14 protein-coding genes are annotated in these 16,195 nt (G+C 66.7%); 6 read left to right on the forward strand and 8 right to left on the reverse strand.

What is annotated here, in order from left to right; genetic code table 11:
• Positions 1-6: 6 nt before the first annotated feature.
• On the reverse strand, positions 7-3,075 hold the full coding sequence (gene fdnG, locus D9X30_RS06035; protein ID WP_153946850.1) for a formate dehydrogenase-N subunit alpha: 3,069 nt from the start codon (positions 3,073-3,075) through the stop codon (positions 7-9).
• Between the two features lie 441 nt (positions 3,076-3,516).
• On the opposite strand from fdnG, the gene D9X30_RS06040 reads away from it, so the two are divergent.
• Positions 3,517-5,172, forward strand: a complete 1,656-nt coding sequence (locus tag D9X30_RS06040) for a hypothetical protein (RefSeq protein WP_194946483.1) — start codon at positions 3,517-3,519, stop codon at positions 5,170-5,172.
• A 97-nt stretch (positions 5,173-5,269) separates the two neighbouring features.
• On the opposite strand, the gene D9X30_RS06045 is transcribed toward D9X30_RS06040, so the two are convergent.
• On the reverse strand, positions 5,270-6,184 hold the full coding sequence (locus tag D9X30_RS06045) for a metal-dependent hydrolase (protein WP_153946851.1): 915 nt from the start codon (positions 6,182-6,184) through the stop codon (positions 5,270-5,272).
• 336 nt (positions 6,185-6,520) lie between these two features.
• Here D9X30_RS06045 and D9X30_RS06050 point away from each other — a divergent pair, with 336 nt between their 5' ends.
• Entirely contained in the window at positions 6,521-6,871 is a 351-nt protein-coding gene (locus D9X30_RS06050; RefSeq protein ID WP_029050963.1) for a hypothetical protein, read from the forward strand.
• 106 nt (positions 6,872-6,977) lie between these two features.
• On the opposite strand, the gene D9X30_RS06055 is transcribed toward D9X30_RS06050, so the two are convergent.
• Positions 6,978-7,190 (reverse strand): DUF3079 domain-containing protein, encoded by a 213-nt coding sequence (locus D9X30_RS06055; protein ID WP_153947129.1) that lies wholly within the window; start codon positions 7,188-7,190, stop codon positions 6,978-6,980.
• Between the two features lie 366 nt (positions 7,191-7,556).
• Here D9X30_RS06055 and D9X30_RS06060 point away from each other — a divergent pair, with 366 nt between their 5' ends.
• Positions 7,557-7,802: a hypothetical protein gene (locus D9X30_RS06060; RefSeq protein WP_153946852.1), complete on the forward strand. Its 246-nt coding sequence runs from the start codon at positions 7,557-7,559 to the stop codon at positions 7,800-7,802.
• An 81-nt stretch (positions 7,803-7,883) separates the two neighbouring features.
• On the opposite strand, the gene D9X30_RS06065 is transcribed toward D9X30_RS06060, so the two are convergent.
• Positions 7,884-8,777 carry a DMT family transporter gene (locus D9X30_RS06065; protein ID WP_153946853.1) on the reverse strand — a complete coding sequence of 298 codons (894 nt, stop codon included), beginning with the start codon at positions 8,775-8,777 and terminating at the stop codon, positions 7,884-7,886.
• Positions 8,778-9,025: 248 nt separating this feature from the next.
• Between D9X30_RS06065 and D9X30_RS06070 the strand changes: the two genes are divergently transcribed.
• Positions 9,026-10,246, forward strand: coding sequence for a winged helix-turn-helix domain-containing protein (locus D9X30_RS06070; RefSeq protein ID WP_153946854.1), 1,221 nt, complete (start codon positions 9,026-9,028; stop codon positions 10,244-10,246).
• Between the two features lie 69 nt (positions 10,247-10,315).
• Positions 10,316-10,948, forward strand: coding sequence for a Vgb family protein (locus tag D9X30_RS06075; RefSeq protein WP_153946855.1), 633 nt, complete (start codon positions 10,316-10,318; stop codon positions 10,946-10,948).
• A 70-nt stretch (positions 10,949-11,018) separates the two neighbouring features.
• On the opposite strand, the gene D9X30_RS06080 is transcribed toward D9X30_RS06075, so the two are convergent.
• On the reverse strand, positions 11,019-11,930 hold the full coding sequence (locus D9X30_RS06080) for a bestrophin family protein (RefSeq protein WP_153947130.1): 912 nt from the start codon (positions 11,928-11,930) through the stop codon (positions 11,019-11,021).
• 72 nt (positions 11,931-12,002) lie between these two features.
• A complete protein-coding gene (locus D9X30_RS06085; protein WP_228770850.1) occupies positions 12,003-12,950 on the reverse strand; it encodes an MBL fold metallo-hydrolase in 948 nt (315 codons plus the stop codon).
• Positions 12,951-13,394: 444 nt separating this feature from the next.
• On the opposite strand from D9X30_RS06085, the gene D9X30_RS06090 reads away from it, so the two are divergent.
• Positions 13,395-13,952, forward strand: coding sequence for a ferritin-like domain-containing protein (locus tag D9X30_RS06090; RefSeq protein WP_153946856.1), 558 nt, complete (start codon positions 13,395-13,397; stop codon positions 13,950-13,952).
• 113 nt (positions 13,953-14,065) lie between these two features.
• On the opposite strand, the gene D9X30_RS06095 is transcribed toward D9X30_RS06090, so the two are convergent.
• Together D9X30_RS06095 and D9X30_RS06100 are read right to left on the reverse strand one after the other, a co-directional pair.
• Entirely contained in the window at positions 14,066-15,052 is a 987-nt protein-coding gene (locus D9X30_RS06095) for a DUF1254 domain-containing protein (protein ID WP_153947132.1), read from the reverse strand.
• A 217-nt stretch (positions 15,053-15,269) separates the two neighbouring features.
• Complete coding sequence (locus tag D9X30_RS06100; RefSeq protein ID WP_153946857.1) at positions 15,270-16,145, reverse strand: LysR family transcriptional regulator; 876 nt, start codon at positions 16,143-16,145, stop codon at positions 15,270-15,272.
• Positions 16,146-16,195 lie beyond the last annotated feature (50 nt).

Raw genomic sequence — 16,195 nt, forward strand, 5'->3', positions numbered from 1 at the left:
GGTCTCCTATGCCCGTTCGACCTTGACCATGAACGACTTGAACTCGGGCGTCTGGGTGTTGCCGTCGCCGACGAACGGCGTCAGCGTGTTGGCCAGGAAACCCGGCTTGGTCAGCCCGGTAAAGCCCCAGTGCAGCGGTATGCCGACCATGTGCACGGTCTTGCCGTCGATCCTGAACGGCTTGATGCGCTTGGTCACCAGCGCCACGGCGCGGATGTAGCCGCGCGTCGACGTCACCTTGACGCGGTCGCCGGCCTTGACGCCCACCTGTTTGGCCAGTTCCTCGCCAATTTCCACGAACTGTTCCGGCTGCAGGATGGCATTGATGCGCGCGTGCTTGGTCCAGTAGTGGAAGTGCTCGGTCAGGCGGTACGTGGTGGCGATGACCGGATAGGCATCGGGCTTGCCGAACTGCGCCCAGTCGTCCTTGAACACGCGCGCCGCCGGGTTGCTGATGACCTTGGAGTCCTTGCCGTTGAGCGGGTTGTAGCCCAGCGGGTTCTCGAACGGCTCGTAGTGCTCGGGGAACGGCCCCTCCACCATGGTCTGCCGCGCAAAGAACCGCGCCACGCCTTCGGCCTGCATGATGAACGGGCCCATGCCGTTGGCCGGGTCTTCGTCGAGCTTGAAGTCGGGCGTGTCGAAGCCGGTCCAGCTCTTGCCGTTCCACGCGATCAGCTTGCGCGCCGGATTGAACGGCTTGCCGCTCACGTCGCACGACGCCCGGTTGTACAGCACGCGGCGGTTGGCCGGCCAGGCCCACGACCAGTTCAGGTTCTGGCCGATGCCGGTGGGGTCGCTGTTGTCGCGCTTGGCCATCTGGTTGCCGGCCTGCGTCCACGACCCGCAGTAGATCCAGCAGCCGCTCATGGTGCTGCCGTCGGCCTGCAGCTCGCCAAAGCTGTTGAGCTGCTCGCCGGCCTTGCGCACCACCTTGGTCGGGTCCTTCGGGTCCACCAGGTCGGTCAGGGCCCTGCCCGAATACTCCTTGGCCAGTTCCTCGGGCGAAGGCGAGTGCGGCACGGCATAGGGCCACCAGAGGTTGACGATCGGATCGGGATACTTGCCGCCTTCCTTCTGGTACATGGCGCGGATGCGCAGCCACAGCGCCGCCATGATCTCGATGTCGCTGCGCGCCTCGCCCGGCGGATCGGCGCCCTGCCAGTGCCATTGCAGCCAGCGCGACGAATTGACCAGCGCGCCGTTTTCCTCGGCAAAGCAGGTGGTGGGCAGGCGGAACACCTGGGTCTGGATCGACTTCGAATCGACGTTGTTCGATTCGCCGTAATTTCGCCAGAATTCGCTGGTCTCGGTGGCCAGCGGGTCCATCACCACCATGAACTTGAGCTGGCTCAGGCCCTTGAGCAGCTTGGCCTTGTTGGGCGCCGCCGCCAGCGGGTTGAAGCCCTGCAGGATGTAGCCGTTGATGCGCCCGGCGTTCATCATCTCGAACACCTGCAGCATGTCGTACGGCTTGTCGAGCTTGGGCAGGTAGTCGAACGCCCAGTTGTTGTCCCTGGTGGCCGCCGGCCCCCACCAGGCCTTCATCAGGCTCACGTGGAACTTGCCGTAGTTCTGCCAGTAGCTGAGCTGGTTGGGCCGCAGCGGCTTGAACGCGCGGGCCTCGATGTACTTGTCGTAGTCCGTCTCGGAGTCTGACGGCAGCGTCAGGTACCCGGGCAGCAGGTTGGTCATCAGCCCCAGGTCGGTCAGGCCCTGGATGTTCGAGTGCCCGCGCAGCGCGTTCATGCCGCCGCCGGCAATGCCGATATTGCCCAGCAGCAGCTGCACCATGGCGCCCGTGCGGATCATCTGCGAGCCGATCGAGTGCTGCGTCCAGCCCAGCGCGTACATGATCGTCATGGCGCGGTCGGGCGTGGCCGTCGAAGCCATCATCTCGCAGACCTTCAGGAACCTGTCCTGCGGCGTGCCGCAGACGCGTTCCACCATCTCGGGCGTATAGCGCGCGTAGTGGGCCTTCAGCAACTGGTAGACACAACGCGGGTGGGCCAGCGTGGGGTCGGTCTTCACGAACCCGTCGTCGCCCATTTCCCAGTCCCAGGTTTCCTTGAGGTAGTGGCGCTTCTCGGCGTCGTAGCCCGAGAAGATGCCGTCCTTGAACTGGTAATCCTCGCGGACGATGAACGTCATGTCCGTGTAGTTCTTCACGTACTCGTGCTGGATCTTGTCGTTTTCCAGCAGCCAGCGGATCACGCCGCCCAGGAACACGATGTCGGTGCCGGTGCGGATCTGCACGTAGTAGTCCGCCACCGATGCCGACCGCGTGAAGCGGGGGTCCACCACGATCAGCCGCGCCTTGTTGTGCGCCTTGGCCTCGGTGACCCACTTGAATCCGCACGGGTGTGCCTCGGCGGCATTGCCGCCCATGATCAGGATGACGTCCGCGTTCTTGATGTCGACCCAATGGTTCGTCATCGCGCCACGGCCAAACGTCGGGGCAAGACCTGCCACCGTCGGGCCGTGTCAGACACGTGCCTGGTTGTCGAATCCCAGCATGCCAAGACTGCGGATAGTCTTGTGCGTGATGTAGCCCACCTCGTTGCTGCTGGCGGACGCCGCCAGCATCGCGGTACTGAGCCAGCGGTTGACCGTGGCGCCCTGCTCGTTCTTCTCGATGAAGTTGGCGTCGCGGTCCTGCTTCATCAGCTTGGCGATGCGGTCCAGCGCGTCGTCCCACGTCATGCGCTGCCACTTGTCAGAGCCCGGCGCGCGGTACTCGGGGTATTGCAGGCGGTTTGGACTATGGATGAAGTCGATCAGGCCGGCCCCCTTGGGGCACAGCGTGCCGCGGTTCACCGGGTGATCGGGGTCGCCCTCGATATGGATGATGCTGGCCTTTGCGTTCTTGGCATTGTCGCCAAGGCTGTACATCAGCAGCCCACACGCCACCGAGCAATAGGGACATGTATTGCGGGTCTCGGTGGTGCGTGCCAGCTTGTAGGCCCGCACCTCCGCCAGCGCCACGTCGGGCGCGAACCCGATCAGCGCCAGGCTTGACCCCGCCAGCGACGCTCCCGTGAACTTCAGGAACTGTCGGCGGTTCATCGTAACCATGGGTACACCTCCTGGGACCGGACCGCCGTCCGGTCATGGACGTTCTGCGAGGACAAGGACGAGTATAGGCAATAGTGGCGTTTTCGCTATGTGCGGTGCGGGATTGTGACGGGACAGGCTATCTTGCGCGTCACATATGGCTTTGCGCGTGGGCGCTGCGGGAGCCATGGCCCACGGCCGTTCGAAATCGGCTCATGCCGCGCGCACTGCATGAAGAATGTAACAGCTATGTATGCCAAATATTACAAATTCGTCACCTGTCAATGCCCCTGATGTGGGTTATGCGGCGCAAGTCGAGTCGGACACACTCCACGCCGCCTGGTAATGCGGTTGCATAAAGCCTGCGTGTGATGTATTAGGCGCGCCCACGTTCAGGGCAGCCCAGGCCGGAAAAACCCGGCACGTGGCGCGTCAAATCAACCAAAGAAAGAGACAACAGGGATGAAATCGAGACTTCTTTTGACGGGTCTGGCCGCTGTCGTGCTGACGGCGTGCGGGGGTGGAGGGGATGGCGGCAACGGCGGCACGGCGACGCCTGCGGCCACCACGACCAAAATCAGTGGTACGGCAGCGACCGGTGCCGCCATGGCCAACGTGACGGTAACCGCCAAGTGCGCATCCGGCGGCGGCAGCGCGGTGACCGCTGCGGACGGCACGTTCACGATCAGCATCGACAATGCCAGCCGCCCCTGCGTGCTGAGCGCGACGGCGGCGGACGGCACGGTCCTTCATTCGGTCGTGGAAGCCGGTTCGGGAACCAGCGTCACGGCAAATGTCTCGCCGTTCACGGAATTGCTGACTGCTGCGCTCGCTCAGGGCAGTACCGACAAGTTTTTCAGCCAATTCGATGCCGCCGCCCAGGCGCGCCTGACGGCGTCCAGCCTCTCGACGGCGACCGATACGGTGCGCCTGACGCTGACTGGCGTGGTTGACCTGGCTGGCGTGGACCCGCTCAAGGGGGCCTTGGTTGCCGCCAACAACGGCAAGCCTGGCAACGCCATGGACCAGTTGCTCGACCAATTGCGTGATCGGCTTGCCACGTCCCGGGCAACGGTGGCGGACCTGGCGACCGCCATCGGCAGCAATGCGGGCTCCGAGGCCATCGGCACGATCCTGAAGACGGCTTCGGCAACATGCGCCGGGCTGCGGACCGGCGACTACGTGTTGCTGGCCCCAGGGGGTACGGTCGGTGCATTGTCGATCGATGCGAAGGCGCTGACGCTGACGCCCAAAGCCATGACAAACGTGCCGGCAAACGTCGTGGCCCCGCTGGCGACGGTTGCTTCGCTGGCAATGTCGCCGGCTTCCGGCGAAGCATGCCGCTTCGATGTCGATAACAACGCCTTCAGCATGCTGGTCTCGTCGGCGGGCATTGCCCTGGCGATGCCGAGCGCAGGGACGGTCTCCGCGCCCAATGGTGCGCCGGCCGTGATCGTCCCAGTTCAGCAGTTGTCCCTGGCAGAACTTGCAGGCAACTGGAACGCCTTCGCAATGGTTGGTGCGGGTGGCGCCAGCTTTACGACAGCGCGTGCGACCTTCACGCTGGATGCCAATGGCAAGATGACGGCCGGTTCGAAGTGCAACGACGACAATGCGTGCGTGGCCTGGACCGGCAATGAACTCTCTACCATTACGAAACAGCCGGGCGGCTACTTCCTGATTACCGATGTGACGGGCCCCAGCGTAGGCGTGGCATTCAAGGGGACTGACGGCCAGGTGACGGCGGTAATCAGCCAGCAGACCGGGCTGATGATCGCCACGAAGCAGGTTTCACGCGACCTGCCGGTAGTGGGTGCGACCAATGCCTACTGGGACTATGTCACCTTCGGCGACATGTCGAGCCAGTTCACGAAGGCATCGACCCGCATCACCTCGGTCGACACCGTGAATGGCACGTACACCCGTACCCGTATCGAAGACAATCGTCTGGACATGTGGCGGCAGAACTATCCGCTGACCGGCTTGCGCTATCGCGCTCGCAGCGTGGGCGCCGACGAGGCGGTCCAGCTGACGCTGGGCAACACCGGCATCGGTGTGAACCTTGGTCTGCACGTGACGAAACCGTATTTCGACATCTCCGTGAACCGGCCGAAGTGATGGCCTGACAACGGCCTGACGGCCCGATGCCTGAAACGAAAAAGCCCGCTTTCACAGCGGGTTTTTTCTTTCTCCAGCCGCGGTCGGACACCCCCCATCAAAAATCCACCTTCTGCCCCGGTTCCGGCACGATCACCGCCGTGGTGGCCGATGGACCGAGCGCCGTCTTCAGTTCGGCGGGCGTGCCGCGCAGCATCGGGCTGGTGCCGTAGTGCATGGGGATCGCGTACCTGGGCCGGATGAAGTCGCGCAGCGCGATGGCGGCGTCCTGCGGGCCCATCGTGAAGTGGCCGCCGATCGGGATCAGCACCAGGTCGGGCTTGTAGCGGTCGGCCACCATCATCATGTCGCCGTAGAGCCCGGTATCGCCCATGTGCCAGATCTTGAAGCCGTTTTCCATCTCGATGATGTAGCCCACGGGCTCGCCGCCGTAATGGGTTTCGTCCTTGCCGGTGGCGGGATTCTTCCAGACCAGTTCCGATGAATGCTCGGCGTGCACCGCCGTGATTTTCGGACCATTGTCGCCCAGCGGTGCGATGGTGCCGCTCTTGCCGAAGCGCATGGCCTGGGTGGCCGGCAATTGTCCCAGCGTCACCAGCTGCTGGCTCAGGCCGCCGGCATTCCACAGCGGTGCGTTGGTGAGCTTAGCCAGCGCGACGGCATCGCCCAGGTGGTCGCCATGCGCGTGCGTGACCAGGATCAGGTCGACCTTGCCCAGCGCGGACAACTGCTTGTATTCGGCGGGCGTCTTCGGATTGCCGGTCAGCCATGGGTCGACGACGATGACCTTGCCGCCCGGCGTGGTGATGCGCATGGCCGACTGGCCCAGCCACAGGACTTCGGTCTTGCCCGCGGCCACTGGCGCCGTGGCAGCGGCGGCCGGCTGTGCCGGCACGGGTGGAGGCGAAACACTGGTGGCGCAGGCGCCGAGCAGCCCGATGGCGCCAGCCAGCAGCAAGCGTGGCGCACAGGATGGCAGGCGCGAAAGCCCCGGAAGGCGGCGTGTGATCATGGTCGTCCCTGGTTGAAGTTGTCTCGACATTGCCAAAACCGCACCGCTTCAGGGGGAGATTCGGGCAGGCACTGAGGCGTTGCGAGGTGGAGTATTTGCATGCGCCGATGCCCTGTCAACCGGCGTTTCCCACCAGGGCCGGGCCGGACGCCGCAGGAAGTTGTAACGCCAAATTCAAGAAACGGCTATCCGTGCGCGCCGGCAGGCCGTCCGCCGGGTAGCGATGTCTCCCTGCGCTTACATCTGCTCACGACGGCGTAACCCACTGTAATCATCGGGCGTCCATCATGCAGTCCGTAGAGCGGGCCAAGGTTGGCCCGACTGAAGGAGTGAAAGATGCGCAAGTCGATTCGTTACACCGGTATCGCTGTCCTGAGTGCCGCCATGCTGGTCGCCGGGACCGCCTCGGCCCACGACCGCTATCACCGTGGCGGTGGCGGATCTTCGGCAGGTGCCGCCATTGCGGTGGCGGCCGTGGCGGGCCTGGCCCTGGGCGCGCTGGTGGCCAGCAGCCAGCCGGCCTACGCCGCGCCGGCGCCAGTCTACGCGCCGCCGCAGCCGGTGGCCTATGCCGCGCCGGCCGTGCCGCCGGGCTACTGCTATAGCAACTACCAGGGCGGCTACGTGCCGTGCGGCCGTCCGGCGCCGGTGCAGTACGCCCCGCCGCAGCAGTACTACGGCTATTGAGGCAGGCAGTACAGGCAGTACAGGGGCGAGAGCCGGATCGACGCCGGCCCTCGCCGGCCACGGCGGCGCCGGAGCGCCCCCCGTATTGAGCGATATCCGGCGCGCTTCAACGACGCGCTCGTTCCGATGGCGCGGGCGCATGCTCGACGTCGATGCCCCAGTCGCCGTGTTCGTACCAGTCCGCGCCCAGCAGTTCCATCGGATGCTGCGTCCGGCTCGACCCGTTGCCGCAGCCCATGGCATCGACTGCGCAGTACTTGTCGCAGCCCCAGCAGATGCGCTCGGGATGTTTCGGATGAATCGGAAATTTCTTGGCCATGGCGAATACGCGGACGTGCAGGGTAATGGCGCACGCCGACGCCATTGATCGTAGTTCGTTCATCACGAGAATTTGGCGATATTGCTATTCGCGTTGCGTTGCATCAAACGCTGATCCACGACGTGGAATCAGCGCACGACCGCCTCTCTGAAGTAAGCAACCCATGCACAGCCGCCGTCCCGGGCAATGCTTACAACCGTGAGTAGCCGCTGCCATCCGGCGGTGCCTTGCCTGACTGCAGGATCACGAAATGTCTGTCGTCCTGCGCCCCCGGGCACTGGAACGGCGTTTGCGTGACAGGCGGGGGAGTCCCCTTGGGCTTCCGCCCGGGCTGGGGGGGTGACTAACGGTTCGATGGAGGAAACCATGCGGAAGACGACAACGACGGCAGCAGCACTGGCCCTGGTGATGATGATGCTCGGCGGCTGTACGGCAGCTGGCAGTGGTACGGGCTCCGGCTCGGTGGCAGGCTCCGGCGCCGTGACCCCGACGGATTCGGGCAGCTCGCGCAGCGGCCATTACGGAGGCGGCGGCTATGGCTCGGCCCCTGGCGGCAGCACGAGTGGCAGCACCAGCGGCAGCGGCGCCACTTCGGGCAGCTCTTCGCGCTGAGCCCGAACCGCTTGACGCACAGGCAGTACACGGCGGGCCCGCGTGGCCCGCTTTTGCATGGAACCGGCCTGGGCCGCTGGCCTAGCGGCGGCGCATTACCAGATATAGCCCGGCCGCCGCGATGGCCATGCCGGGCCAGGCCATCGGCGCCAGCGATTCGCCAAGCAGGACGAACGCGATGACCGCCGTGGCCGGCGGGACCAGGAAGAACAGCGCCGACACGCGCGACGCCTCGCCATGCCGGATCATTGCCAGCAGCAGCGAGATCGCCACCAGCGAGTTGCCGACGACCAGGTACGCCAGCGACCCGAACAGGCCTGGCGTCCATTGCACGTGCATCGGTTCCAGCCACCAGGCCAGCGGGGCGGTGACCAGCAGCGCCACCGTGTACTGCACCGTGTTGGCCAGTACCGGATGCACCGGCGCGCCAAAGCGTTTTTCCCATAGCGTGCCGCTGGTCATTGCCAGCAGCGCCAGCAGCGCGAAGGCGAGGCCCAGCGGCGACGTCATCTGCACCGGCGATCTGGCCGTGATGACCATCACGGCACCGGCCACCCCGAGCGCCAGACCCGCCCACCGCACGCGGTCCACGCGCTCGCCGGCGATGGCTGGCGCCAGCAGCCCGATCAGGATCGGCTGTTGCGACGTGACCAGCGCCACCGCGCCCGCCGACATGCCGAGCTTGAGGCTTAGATAGGTGCACGCAAAATAGCCGGCCTGGATCAGCAGGCCGATCATCGCCAGATGCAGCCAGGGCGCCAGGCCGCGCGGCATCGGCGGGCGCAGCCACAGGCAGGGGCCGATCAGCAGCGCCACCACGCAGGCGTAGCGTAGCGCCAGGAATGTCAGCGGATCGGCATACTGCAGGCCCAGCTTCAGAAAGACGAAGCCGCAGGACCACAGCAGCAGGAACAGGGCGGGGGCCAGGCGGAGCCAGAGCGGGGTGGCCGGCGCCTGCAACGTGCGTTCTGGCATGGACGAGGGGCCCGGACGGCGGCCATGGCGGGGATCAGGCGCAACGATAACATCGGACGCCTGCTGCATTGCCGCACTGCCGGGGGAGGCGCCGCGCCACGGCTGCGTATGCGCCATGTCGCCGCAATGTGCATGGTCGATACAGACGGCAGCGGGGGCGTCGTGGGGTGCCCATCATCGGCGAAGGTCGTGTGCTAGATTAGGCGCCGGCTCCCGGCATGGGGAGTAACCGGTGTGGCGGGATTCCCATGGACTCACTGATCACGGCGGCGGCGCGCGCGCTGGCGGCCGGCGACCCGCTTGGCGCGCTGAACCGCATCGCCCTGCGCGATGACGCCGCCGCGCTGGCCCTGCGCGGCATTGCCATGTCGCAGCTGGGCGATTTCACGCGTGCCCGCGCGCTGTTGCGCGGCGCGGCGCGTGCCTTTGGTCCCCGGGAACATATCGCGCGTGCCCGCTGCACCGTGGCCGAAGCCGAGATCGCGCTGGCCTCGCGCGACCTTGGCTGGCCCGCCAGGGCGCTGGACACGGCCTGGCGAGTGCTCGACACCCATGGCGACACGCTCAACGCCGCACACGCGCGCTACCTGATCGCGCGGCATCACCTGCTTACCGGCCAGCTCGACGATGCCGAGCAGACCATCGCCACGATCGATCCCGCACCGTTGCCGCCCGCACTGCGCGCCGCGCACGAACTGGTGGCGGCCGGCATCGCCATGCGTCGCGTGTCGTTCTCGCCTGCGCGCGATGCCTTGCAGCGTGCCGGCATCGCGGCGCGGCAGGCCGGCATTCCCGCGCTGACGGCGGAAGTCGATGGCGCCCTGGACACCCTGCGCGCGCCGGTGGCACGTCTGCTGGCGCGGGGCAAGGAGCAGCCCCTGCGGCTCGATGCGGTGGAAGCCTGGTTTGCGTCCGGTGCCCTGATCGTCGATGCCTGCCGCATGGCTGTGCGGCAGCGCGGCGCCGTCGTGCCGCTGGCGCGGCGGCCGGTGCTGTTTGCGCTGGCCCGCGCGCTGGCGCAGGCGTGGCCCGGCGACGTGCCGCGCGACGCGCTGATCGCCACGGCCTTCCGCATGCGACACCCCGACGACACGCACCGCGCACGCCTGCGCGTGGAAATCGGACGGCTGCGCAAGGCGCTGGGCGACCTGGCGCGCATTCACGCCACGCCGCAAGGGTTTGCGCTGCTACCGCCTGCCGGGGTCGAGATCGTGGTGATGACGCATCCCGTCGAGCAAGCCCACGCGGCGGTGCTGGCGTGCCTGGCCGACGGCGAATCGTGGTCGAGTTCGGCACTGGCGCTGGCACTGGGCACCAGCCAGCGCACGGTGCAGCGCGCGCTCGACGCGCTGGCCGGGGCGGGCAAGGTCCAGCCGGTGGGCGGCGGCCGCGCGCGCCGCTGGATGACGCCGCCGATGGCTGGATTCGCGACGGCCTTGTTACTCCCGCCGCCGCTGCCCGGCGCGTAGCATGGTTTCCAGATCCACCACGCAGGCGCGCAGCCATGCGCCGCTTGCAAACGTCCAAAGGAAATCATCATGAAGCGTATTGCCGCAGAGATTGTCCAGGAGTACGGCCCCTTCCCGGGTGTCGATCATGTCCACGGCCTGACGTACGACGGCAAGCAGGTCTGGTTCGCCGTGGGCGACCGGCTGCTGGCGCTCGACACCGCCAGCGGCAAGGCCGGGCGCGCGATCAGCGTGCCGGCGCATGCCGGCACCGCGTTCGATGGCCGGTATCTATTCCAGATCGCCGAGCGCCGCATCCAGAAGATCGATCCGCAGACCGGGGCGGTGGTGGCAACGATCCCGGCGCCGGGAAACGGCAATGACTCGGGGCTGGCCTGGGCCGAAGGATCGCTCTGGGTGGGCCAGTATCGCGACCGCAAGATCCACGAGATCGATCCCGGCACCGGCGCGATCCGCCGCACCATCGAATCGAGCCGCTTTGTTACCGGCGTGACGTGGGTCGATGGCCAGCTCTGGCACGGCACGTGGGAGAACGACCAGAGCGAACTGCGCCATGTCGATCCGCAATCGGGGAAGGTGCTCGAAGCGGTGGAGATGCCGGCCGGCATGGCCGTGTCGGGCCTGGAGTCGGACGGCGCAGACCGCTTCTATTGCGGTGGCGGCGACAGCGGCAAGGTGCGCGCGGTGAAGCGCCCGAGGTAAGCACCTATCCCCCCAACGCCTCTCCCGCCATGCGGGAAAGGCGAGCCAGTCGGGATCGGTGCCGGGGGCGTCAGACCTGAATGAAGTCGTGCGGCGACGGCGCGGCGCTTTTGGGCGTCTCGCCGATCATTTCCAGCACCGTGGATTCGATCATGTAGGACATCGCCGTCAGGGCCAGGTCGTTGGGTTCCTCGCCGAACGGCTCCTCGATCTCCGCGCTCAAGGCTTCGAGCGCGAAGAAGGTATAGGCGATGAAGCAGACGATGACCGGCGTCATCAGGCGGATCGAGTCAAGCAGCCCGAACGGCAGCAGCACGCAATAGAGATAGATGCAGCGGTGGATGATGACCGAGTACGTGAACGGAATCGGCGTGCCGGCCAGCCGTTCGCAGCCGCCCAGCGCGGTGCTGAGCTGGTTCAGCGACATCTCCATCGGCTGGGCCAGCGCCGGCGCCAGCTGGCCCGCCCGGAGCCGCTCGCCAACCCATTCGCCGGCCATCAGCAGCACGATCGCCGGCTTGAACCTGGCCGCCTGCAGCCGGGCGGCATCGGCCTCGTCGAGGAACGGGGCCACGTCTGGCCAGGCGTCGGTGCCGCGCAACTGGTGGCGCAAGGCGTGCACGAAGGCGCAGAGCCGGTACGCCAGCCGCCGCGCGTCGTGCTGGTCGGCCACCAGCGTCAGCGCCTGGCGGGTCAGCGAGCGCGATTCGTTGAGCACGCTGCCCCATAGCGTGCGGCCTTCCCAGAAGCGCGCGTAGCTGGTGCTGTTGCGAAAGCCCAGGAAGATGGCCAGCGTCAGACCGATCAGCGAGAACGGCACGAAATTCAGCGACACCTTCCATTCGCCGATCCGCCCGTGAAAGAACGTGATGACCGCGGCGAACAGCGTGATCGTGACGAGCTGCGGGGCAATCCTGGGCAGGACCGACCCCCGCAGCACGAACAGCATCCTGAACCAGTGAAGCGGCGGGCGGGTAATCATCGGCGTGCGGACATCGGGGCAAAGGTGCCATGTTCGCACGCCGGCGCGCCGGCCGACAGAGGGGTGTGGTGCTCAGCGATCGCTGCGGATCGGCCCGAATTCCACGGGTACCCAGGTATAGCCGACCTGATCGCGCCGCACATGCCCCAGCCCCGGGAACGGCAGGTGCGCGCCCCCCACCCACAGCTTGCCCTTTGCCGCATCGGCCAGCACGCGCTGGCGCGTCAGCACGGCCTGGTGGCTATCCACGTCGAACTCGATGGCGATGTTCGGGCGGCGGAACTGCGTGGCGTGGCTGTGGACGATATCGCCCCACAGCAGCAGGTTTTCCTTGCCCGCCGCGAACAGGTAGCCGGTATGGCCCGGCGTGTGGCCGCGCGTGGGCACGGCCCGCACGCCCGGAACCGGTTCTTCGCCGGCGGTGGCGTTGAAGGTGCGGAAATGGCTGGCGGCCTGGTACGGCGCCACGGCATCGCGCGCCATGCCGAACAGCGGCCTGGCGCCTTCGGGGGCGCTGGCGGCCGCCGATTCGCTGAGCCAGTAGTCGGCATCGGCCTTGTCGGCGTAGACCGTGGCGTTCGGGAACACGGGCTTGCCGTCGGCGGTCAGGCCGCAGGCGTGGTCGCCATGCAGGTGGGTCAGCAGCACCGTATCCACCTGTTCCGGGGTGTAGCCGGACGCACGCAGGTTCTGCACGATGCCGCCCAGCGTCGGGCCGAAGCAGGCGGCCGCGCCGGTGTCCACCAGCACCAGGTGCGTGCCCGTGTTGACCAGATAGGCATTGACCGCCGTCTGCATGCCGGGTGTCGATGCCACGAACATGCGCGCCAGCAGACTCTGTACCTCGCGCGCGCTGGTGTACTTCAGCACCTTGGGGTCCAGATCGATATAGCCGTCGTAGAGCGCGGTGACTTCAAGCTGTCCCACCATCATGCGGTAGTAGCCCGGCACCTGCGTCTTCTGCTGGGCGGGCGGGGCGGCATGGGCGTCGCTGGCCGCCAGCGGCAGCGCGGTGGCCATCACGGCGGCCACGGCGGTGGCGGTAGCGGCAGCCGACAGGCGGGACAGCAGCGAAGACAGCGGGGAAGGGGACATGCGGGCGCGGGGCAGGCGGCGCGATTCCATCGTAGTTCTCCGAGTGAACGAGGTTTGGCATCTGCAAGGTGTTGCAGATGTACGCAAATCGTCACACTACGCGGATTGCCGGGCAGCGGCAAGTTGGGCCTTGCAGTAGTGGGGGTAAGCCTTGTGGCTGATAACCGGCGCGGTGGCGGCGTGGGATTGCAACGTGAGTTTGCAAGCGCCGGTGCCCGGCTTTTGTAAAAAACACACGGGCGGCGGGCTGCCGGACCCCAGCCGGATCAGGACTGGGCGGAATGGCACCGTTTTTGCCTGCAGCGATAAGAGCCGCCCCCGCCTGCAGCGGGCGCGCGACCATTCGAACGATGACGAAGGAGTCCCCTCATGTCTGACAAGCAACCGTTCCTGACGGACATCAAGACCATTCGCGAGCGTGCCCGCCAACACATCGACGACGGCGCGGTGACCGCTGGGTACGATGCGGAACGCGACACCGTGATCAAGCTGCTGAACGAGGCGCTGGCCACGGAGATCGTGTGCACGCTGCGTTATCGCCGCCATTACTTCATGGCCAAGGGGCCGAACTCGAAGAGCGTGGCGGAAGAATTCCTGGCGCACTCCAACGAAGAGCAGGGCCATGCCGACCAGATCGCCGAGCGGATCGTCCAGCTGGGCGGGGAGCCCGACCTGTCGCCCGACGGGCTGGCGTCGCGTAGCCACGCCGAATATGTGGAAGGCACGTCACTCACCGACATGATCAAGGAAAACCTGGTGGCCGAACGGATCGCGATCGACACCTATCGCGAGATCGTGCAGTACATCGGCCAGAAAGACCCCACGTCGCGCCGGCTGATGGAGAGCATCCTGGCCGTCGAGGAAGAGCACGCGGACGAGATGCTCGACCTGCTGTCGTCGCATCCCGAAGACGACAGCAAACACTAGGCACTGGCCGGCGGCGCCTGGCGGGCGCCGATGCCAATAGAAAAAAGAAAAAGGGGGCGTGTCAGCACGCCCCCTCTTGCCTTGCTGCGTGGCCGCCAGCCGGCCGGCAGCGTTCAGTTCACCGGCTGCGGCGCCGGGAATTGGTACCGGCCGCTGAGCACGTCATGGCGCGGGCGGTACATCCGCACCGTGTAGTTCCATCCGTCCACGACAGGCAGGCAGTTGGCCGTACTGGCCTCGCAGCCGCCGAACTGGATCGTGATGCCGCCGTCCGCATCCCGCTTTGCCGTGAGGTTGTTCAGCGTATAGGCGCCGGCCGGGTTCTTCTCGAAGTAGCCCTTGGCGTTGTAGACGCTGACCGACCAGAAGCCATCCACCGGCACGTCCTTCACATGCAGCCGGTAGACGGTCTTGCCGTCGTTCTTCGGCGGCGTCACGTTCAGATAGGTGGCGTCCTTGTCGGGATTGCCGCCCCAGCCCGCGGCCGTGCCGAGCAGGTGCCGGACCGGATCGACTTCCCCCTTCTTGCCGAAAGCGCCCTTGAAGTCGGGCAGGGTGGACTGCAGCACCAGGATGGCGTCGCGCACCTTCTTCTGGCTGGCGGCGTCCCAGTCCGGCAACTGCAGGGTGCCCGGCGCCTTCTGGCTGACCTGGATGGCGTCCTGCAGCGCGTGGACCTGCTTGATGTCGTCGGGGCTGGCGGGGTCCACCAGGGTGCGGATGCCCACCACCACGTAGCGCGTGCCCACGTTCTCGCGCGTCAGCACATGCTTGCCAGCGCCGTAGTACACGGCCGGCACGTAGTGGTCTTCGTTGATGACCTGCATCGACATGAACCGCTTGCCCGGATTGGGCATGGTAATGGTCACCGGGCCCGCGTCGAGGTCAAACACGCCGGACGAGTAGAGCGTGTCGCGGTTCAGGCGGATCACGGTCTGGTGGTCGATCGACGCGGGTTCGCGCCGGTGCAGCAGCTTGCCCACGCCGCCCTGCTTTGCCAGGCCGGCCAGGTACATGTCCGATTCGGCGCGCACGAAGTTGTCGGCGGTAACCGGCACCGGGGTGCCTTCGGCGGCGGGTTTGTCCTGCGCATGGGCCATGCCGGCACCGGCGAGGGCGGCCACCGCGATGGCGTTGACCACTTTGACGATCTGCGTCTTTTCCACGGGCTCACCTTAGTCAAGGAAGCGTGGCCGGGAGGCCACATCGCGGGCCAGTATGCCGCAAGGCAACCAGCGTGGAAGCACCTTGCGAAATGAGTCAGATCGCTCGTCGAAACCGTTTAACTGACGCGGAGGCGGTCTGGCGCGCCGGCGCTCAGACCTTTCCGGCCGCGGCGCTGCGCAGGGTGTCGAGCAGCGCGGCGATGACGCGGTCGTCGGCGGGCGCCACGCGCGACACGAACGAGATCTGCCGCGAAGGCGGCGCGTCGCCCAGCGTCATGACGCGCACCGGAAATGCCTCAAGCAGATAGGGGTCGGGCTGAGGCAGCACGGACACGCCCAGCCCGCGCGACGCCATGGCCACGATGGCCGGAATCGACAGCAACTCGATGCGCGAGCGCGCGTCGGGCGCCGTGCGGCGCACGAAGTCCGCGGCCACCGACCCGGCAATGGTCGACGTATCGAAGCGGATCCACTCGTAGGCCTTGAGCAGCGCCTTCGCGGTGCGACCCGCCGAATCGCGCGGTGCCACCAGCACGCACGGCTCGCGGAACAGCGGCGCCCAGCGCACCCGGGCCGAGGCACCCGATTCCGGCTGGGCCACCACGGCGGCGTCGATGGCGCCCGAGCGCAGCGCGTCCACGAGCCCGGTGGAGCGCCCGCGTTCCAGCCGCACGTCGAGGTTGGGATAACGCTCGCGCACCAGCGCCGTGAACGGCGGCAGCAGCGTCACCTGCATCGGTTCGATGATGCCCAGCGTGACCTTGCCCTCCACCACGGGCGCGGAGCGGCGGCGCAGCGACTCCATCGCATGCATCGCGCCGTCCAGCGTGGCACTGACCTCCAGCGCAAACGGCGTGGGCCGCACCTGCAAGGCAGAGCGGTCGAACAGCGGCTGGCCGAAGTAGGTCTCCAGCTGTTTCATCTGCAGGCTGACCGCGCTGGGCGACAGGCTCATCTCGGCCGCCGCGCCGGCGAAGCTGCCGCAGCGCAGGACGGCCGCCAGCGTCTGGAAGCACTCGACCTTCATGAGTTTTTCTCACCGATAGGTTTAAAAACGTCACTTTATCTCAAGCGAGG

The organism is Cupriavidus sp. U2 (genome assembly GCF_009663685.2).
GTDB lineage: Bacteria > Pseudomonadota > Gammaproteobacteria > Burkholderiales > Burkholderiaceae > Cupriavidus > Cupriavidus necator_C.